The organism is Nocardiopsis sp. NPDC055824, assembly GCF_053616335.1.
The window spans coordinates 1-5,484 of sequence record NZ_JBSHDN010000301.1 but is presented as its reverse complement, the minus strand read 5'-3'; the positions used below and the strand labels follow the sequence as shown (position 1 = coordinate 5,484).

Here is a 5,484-nt window from a genome sequence, read left to right as displayed (position 1 = left end):
GCGCAGGGGGGCGTGCGTGTTCGTCCCGGGCTCGCACCTCCGGGGCCCTCCCGGTCGGACGCCTCAGGCGTCGCAGCACCCGCCGACGGCGGCGGGCTGCTGGGCCGGGGCCCCGATCCCGGGCATGCCCAGCAGGACGTCCGGTTTGGCGTCCGCGACCGGGCGGCCGTTGCGGGCCGCCCAGGCGTCGCCCGAACGGGTGCGGCGCAGTCCGCGGATCCCCGAGTCGGACACCAGGTGGTGCGGTGCGGCGTAGGTGACCTCGACGGTCACCACGTCGCCGGGGCGCGGCTCCTCGCCGTCGCCCACCGCGAAGTGGACCAGGCGGTTGTCCGGGGCGCGACCGGACAGGCGGCGGTGCTCGCCGTCCTTCTTGCCCTCGCCCTCGGAGACCAGCAGGTCGACCTCCCGGCCGACGAGCTTCTTGTTCTCCTCCCAGGAGATCCCGTCCTGGAGCTCCACCAGCCGCTGGTAGCGGTCCTTGACCACGTCCGGCGGCACCTGGCCGTCCATGGTGGCCGCCGGGGTTCCCGGGCGCTTGGAGTACTGGAAGGTGTACGCCATGGAGAAGCGGGCCTCGCGGACCACGTGGAGGGTCTCCTGGAAGTCCTCCTCCGTCTCCCCGGGGAAGCCCACGATGATGTCCGTGGTGATCGCGGCGTGCGGCATGGCGGCGCGCACCTTCTCCACGATGCCGAGGAAGCGCTCCTGGCGGTAGGAGCGGCGCATGTCCTTGAGGACCTTGCTGGACCCGGACTGCAGCGGCATGTGGAGCTGCGGCATGACGTTGGGCGTCTCGGCCATGGCCTCGATGACGTCGTCGGTGAAGTCCTTCGGGTGCGGGGAGGTGAAGCGCACGCGCTCCAGCCCCTCGATCCCGCCGCAGGCGCGCAGCAGCTTGGAGAAGGCCTGCCGGTCGCCGAAGCCGCTGCCGTAGGCGTTGACGTTCTGGCCGAGCAGGGTGATCTCGCTGACGCCCTCGGCGACCAGGGCGCGCACCTCGGCGAGCACGTCGCCGGGGCGGCGGTCCTGCTCCTTGCCCCGCAGCGCGGGCACGATGCAGAAGGTGCAGGTGTTGTTGCAGCCGACGGAGATCGACACCCACGCCGCGTACGCGGACTCACGGCGGCTGGGAAGCGTGGACGGGAAGTGCTCCAGGGACTCGGCGATCTCCACCTGCGCCTCGCGCTGGACGCGGGCGCGCTCCAGCAGCGTGGGCAGGGAGCCGATGTTGTGGGTGCCGAAGACGACGTCGACCCAGGGCGCGCGGCGCACGATCTCGCCGCGGTCCTTCTGGGCGAGGCAGCCGCCGACGGCGATCTGCATCCCCGGGTTGGCATCCTTGACCGGGCGCAGGTGCCCGAGGTTGCCGTAGAGGCGGTTGTCGGCGTTCTCCCTGACCGCACAGGTGTTGAACACGACGATGTCTGCGGTGGTGTCCTCGGCTGCGCGCGCGTACCCAGCGTCCTCCAGCAGACCGGAGAGGCGCTCGGAGTCGTGGACGTTCATCTGGCAGCCGTAGGTCCGCACTTGGTAGGTACGACTCTGGCTCACGGGACCAGGCTATCCGGTGCGGCGCACCGCCCGGGGACGGCCGCGGTCCCCGGCCGCCCCGTCCGGGCGCGCAACGCGGCCCGTCCTCCGGGGCGCGTCGGCGCGTCGCGTTATCGACCCGGTTCCGCGACGTTTTCCGGACGGCCGATAGTCGAGACGCCGAATCTGAAACGCCACCGGACAAACACCCAGCGTGGCGATATCAAACCGAACAACGTTCACTGGTAACGTTTCCAGTCGTGAGTCTGTAACAAGTGCGCCACCGCGAATTCGGGTGGCGTTTTCAGGGTGACAGTGCTCGTCGAACCCACTAAGTTCCCCACATGACATCAACTCCTCTCGTCGTGCTGGAGAACGTCAACAAGCACTTCGGCGACCTGCACGTGCTCCAAGACATCAATCTGACGGTTAACTCCGGCGAGGTGGTAGTCGTCATCGGACCGTCCGGGTCCGGAAAGTCGACTCTGTGCCGAGCGATCAACCGCTTGGAGACCATCGACTCCGGGGTCATCACCCTGGACGGCCAGCCCCTGCCGGCGGAGGGACGCGGTCTCGCCAAGCTCCGCAGCGATGTCGGCATGGTGTTCCAGTCCTTCAACCTGTTCGCGCACAAGACCGTGTTGCAGAACGTGACCCTGGGGCCCGTCAAGGTCCTTCGCCAGTCCAAGGCCGATGCCGAGAAGCGCGGCATGGAGCTCCTGGACCGGGTCCGGATCGGCAACCAGGCGAACAAGTACCCGGCCCAGCTCTCCGGCGGGCAGCAGCAGCGTGTGGCCATCGCCCGGGCCCTGGCGATGAACCCCAAGGTGCTCCTCTTCGACGAGCCCACCTCTGCGCTCGACCCGGAGATGGTCCAGGAGGTCCTGGACGTCATGACCGACCTGGCGACCGAAGGCATGACCATGGTCGTCGTCACCCATGAGATGGGCTTCGCCCGTCGCGCCGCCAACCGCGTCGTCTTCATGGCCGACGGCCAGATCGTCGAGGAGAACACTCCGGACGAGTTCTTCACGAACCCCCGGTCCGAGCGGGCCCAGGACTTCCTCTCCAAGATCCTGACCCACTAGGTCTCCCCTTTCCTTCCCCTTCTCCCGAACTCAAGGAAGAGGTATCCGACATGCGAGTCGGACGCATCAGCAGCATCCTGGGCGGCACCGCGGCTCTGGCCTTCGCTCTCACCGCCTGTGGCACCGCCGACGTCGGCGGTGGCGGCGAGGGCGGTGGCGACGGCGGCGAGGGCGGTGGCGACACCATCACCATCGGCGTCAAGTACGACCAGCCGGGTCTGGGCCTCCTGGAGGGGGACACCCCCGTGGGCTTCGACGTCGACGTGGCCACCTACATCGCCGGCGAGCTCGGCTACTCCCCGGAGCAGATCAACTGGGAGGAGGCGGCCTCCGCGAACCGCGAGTCCTTCCTCCAGCAGGGCACCGTCGACATGGTGATCGCCACCTACTCGATCACCGACGAGCGCCGCCAGGTCGTCGACTTCGCGGGCCCGTACTACGTCGCCCAGCAGGACATCCTGGTGGCCGCCGACAACACCGACATCGAGGGGCCGGAGGACCTGTCCGGCCAGGTGCTGTGCTCCGCCTCCGGTTCGCGGTCGGCCAACAACATCGTCGACGACATGGGCATCGACGCCGAGCTGCGCGAGGCCGGCAACTACTCCGAGTGCCTGGAGCTCCTCGGCAACGGCACCGTCGACGCGGTGACCACGGACAACACCATCCTCGCGGGCTTCGCCGCGCAGAACCCGGACACCTACCGGATGGTCAACAACCCGTTCGGCGAGGAGAAGTACGGCGTGGGCCTGCCCGCCGGCTCCACCGAGCGCTGCGAGGAGGTCAACGCCGCCATCACCCAGATGTGGGAGGAGGGCGCCGCGACCGAGGCCCTCGAGAACGCCTTCGGCGCCACCGACTTCGCCTTCGAGGAGGAGGTCCCCGCGCTCGAGGACTGCGCCTGAGTCCACCCCGTACTGACCGCGCGCCCGCGGCGGAACCGGACTCCCGTTCCGCCGCGCGGCCCTTGACCAGCTGGGACCCATGGAAGCCTTTCTCAGCAATATCGACAGGGTTGTCGACGGTTTCTCATGGACCGTCCGGCTCACCCTCCTCAGCGCTCTCTTCTCCTTCGTTCTGGGCATCCTGCTCACCGCGATGCGGGTCTCCCCCGTCCCGCTGCTGCGCGCCATCTCCACGGCCTACGTGGAGGGCGTCAGGAACACCCCCCTGACCCTGGTCCTGCTGTTCTGCGGGCTGGGCCTCAACAGCGCCCTCGGGCTGAGCCTGTCCGGCACCGTCGCGTGGGACGTGTTCTGGTGGGCGGTCATCGGCCTCTCCGCCTACACCGCCTGCTTCGTCTCCGAGTCGCTGCGCTCGGGCATCAACACCATCCCCCTCGGCCAGGTGGAGGCGGCCCGTTCCCTGGGTCTGACCTTCACCCAGAACCTGCGGCTGATCGTCATCCCGCAGGCTCTGCGAACCGTCGTCGGCCCGCTGGGCAGCGTGCTCATCGCGCTGACCAAGAACACGACCGTCGCCTCCGTCGCGGGGCTGGGCGTTCAGGAGGCGTCCAGGGAGATGAAGCTCATGTTCGACCAGGGCATCGCGCCGGTCCTGCCGACCTTCGTCGGCTTCGCGATCGGCTTCCTGATCCTGACCCTGCCGACGGGCTACTTCTTCGGCTGGCTCTCCAAGCGCATGGCGGTGGTCCGATGAGTGCGCAGAGCGTCCTCTTCGACGCGCCGGGCCCCAAGGCCCGTGCCCGCAACGCGGTCTACACCGTCGGCACGCTGATCCTCTTCGCGATCGGCCTGGCGATCCTGTACCTGGGCTTCAACCGCACCCTGACCGAGCGGGAGACGGGGTTGTTCGACCCCGCCACCTGGGCGGTCAACCCGACCGGGCAGTGGACGGCCGAGAAGTGGGAGCCGTTCCTGCGGCCCGACACCTGGACCGACTACGTCATCCCGGGCCTCCAGAACACCCTGACGGCCGCCCTGACCGCCGCGGTGCTCGCCATCGCGTTCGGCCTCGTGTTCGGTATCGGCCGCATGTCGGACCACTGGTGGATCCGCGTCCCGGCCGGGGCCGTCGTGGAGTTCTTCCGCGGCATCCCGCTGCTGATGCTGATCTTCTTCACGATGGCGCTGCCCATCGTGGCGTACCAGGTGTTCGACATCCCCACCGGCACGTTCCAGGTGACGGCGCTGGTCGCCGTCGTCACGGGTCTGACCCTGTACAACGGGTCGGTGCTGGCGGAGGTGTTCCGCGCCGGTGTGCTCGCCGTGCCCAAGGGGCAGTCCGAGGCGGCGCAGGCCATCGGTATGACGAAGACCCAGAACATGTGGCTGATCCTCATCCCGCAGGCGATCACCTCGATGATGCCCGCGATCGTCGCCCAGCTGGTGGTCCTGCTCAAGGACTCCGCGCTGGGCTACATCGTCGCCTTCCCGGAGCTGCTGCGCAGCTTCACCCTGGTGGCGACCCGCGAGAGCAACGTCATCCCCGCGGCGATCATCTGCGCGATCATCTACATCGTCATCAACCTGTCCCTGAGCCGGTTCGCGATCTGGCTGGAGCGCCGCAACTCCCGCCGCGGCAGGCCCTCCACCAAGCCGACGGCCGCCGGCGGCGCCCCCGTGGCGGTGCAGGCCCAGCCCGGCCCGGCGGCCCCGGACGCCACCGCCCAGGAGCCCGCCGAGGGCGGCGCGACCGCCGCCGGACCGTCCGGCGCGACCGCGCCGGACGAGGGCTCCGACAAGGACGACGAAGGCCCGGAGAACCGGCGGGACTGACCCCCCGCCCCGGCCGGAACGGCCCCGCGCACGCCACGACCGCGTGCGCGGGGCCCGCGCCGGTGGCACCCCGCCAAACGGTCCCGGCGGGTCGGGACAGGGGCCCGGGTGAGGGAGAATGTCCGAAT

At 69.4% G+C, this 5,484-nt stretch carries 5 protein-coding genes; 4 read left to right on the top strand and 1 reads right to left on the bottom strand.

Annotated elements, in window-relative coordinates; genetic code table 11:
* Window positions 1-63: 63 nt before the first annotated feature.
* Window positions 64-1,530 carry a tRNA (N6-isopentenyl adenosine(37)-C2)-methylthiotransferase MiaB gene (gene miaB / locus ACWGL3_RS30645; RefSeq protein WP_267950477.1) on the bottom strand — a complete coding sequence of 489 codons (1,467 nt, stop codon included), beginning with the start codon at window positions 1,528-1,530 and terminating at the stop codon, window positions 64-66.
* Window positions 1,531-1,877: 347 nt separating this feature from the next.
* Here miaB and ACWGL3_RS30640 point away from each other — a divergent pair, with 347 nt between their 5' ends.
* The 4 genes from ACWGL3_RS30640 (at window position 1,878) to ACWGL3_RS30625 (ending at window position 5,356) form a co-directional block, all read left to right on the top strand.
* Window positions 1,878-2,621, top strand: coding sequence for an amino acid ABC transporter ATP-binding protein (locus tag ACWGL3_RS30640; protein WP_267946013.1), 744 nt, complete (start codon window positions 1,878-1,880; stop codon window positions 2,619-2,621).
* Window positions 2,622-2,671: 50 nt separating this feature from the next.
* Window positions 2,672-3,523 carry a glutamate ABC transporter substrate-binding protein gene (locus ACWGL3_RS30635; RefSeq protein WP_267946014.1) on the top strand — a complete coding sequence of 284 codons (852 nt, stop codon included), beginning with the start codon at window positions 2,672-2,674 and terminating at the stop codon, window positions 3,521-3,523.
* Window positions 3,524-3,602: 79 nt separating this feature from the next.
* Window positions 3,603-4,277, top strand: coding sequence for an amino acid ABC transporter permease (locus ACWGL3_RS30630; protein WP_267946015.1), 675 nt, complete (start codon window positions 3,603-3,605; stop codon window positions 4,275-4,277).
* Complete coding sequence (locus ACWGL3_RS30625) at window positions 4,274-5,356, top strand: amino acid ABC transporter permease (RefSeq protein ID WP_267946016.1); 1,083 nt, start codon at window positions 4,274-4,276, stop codon at window positions 5,354-5,356. Before ACWGL3_RS30630 ends, ACWGL3_RS30625 begins: the two co-directional genes overlap by 4 nt.
* The last annotated feature ends 128 nt before the right edge of the window (window positions 5,357-5,484 follow it).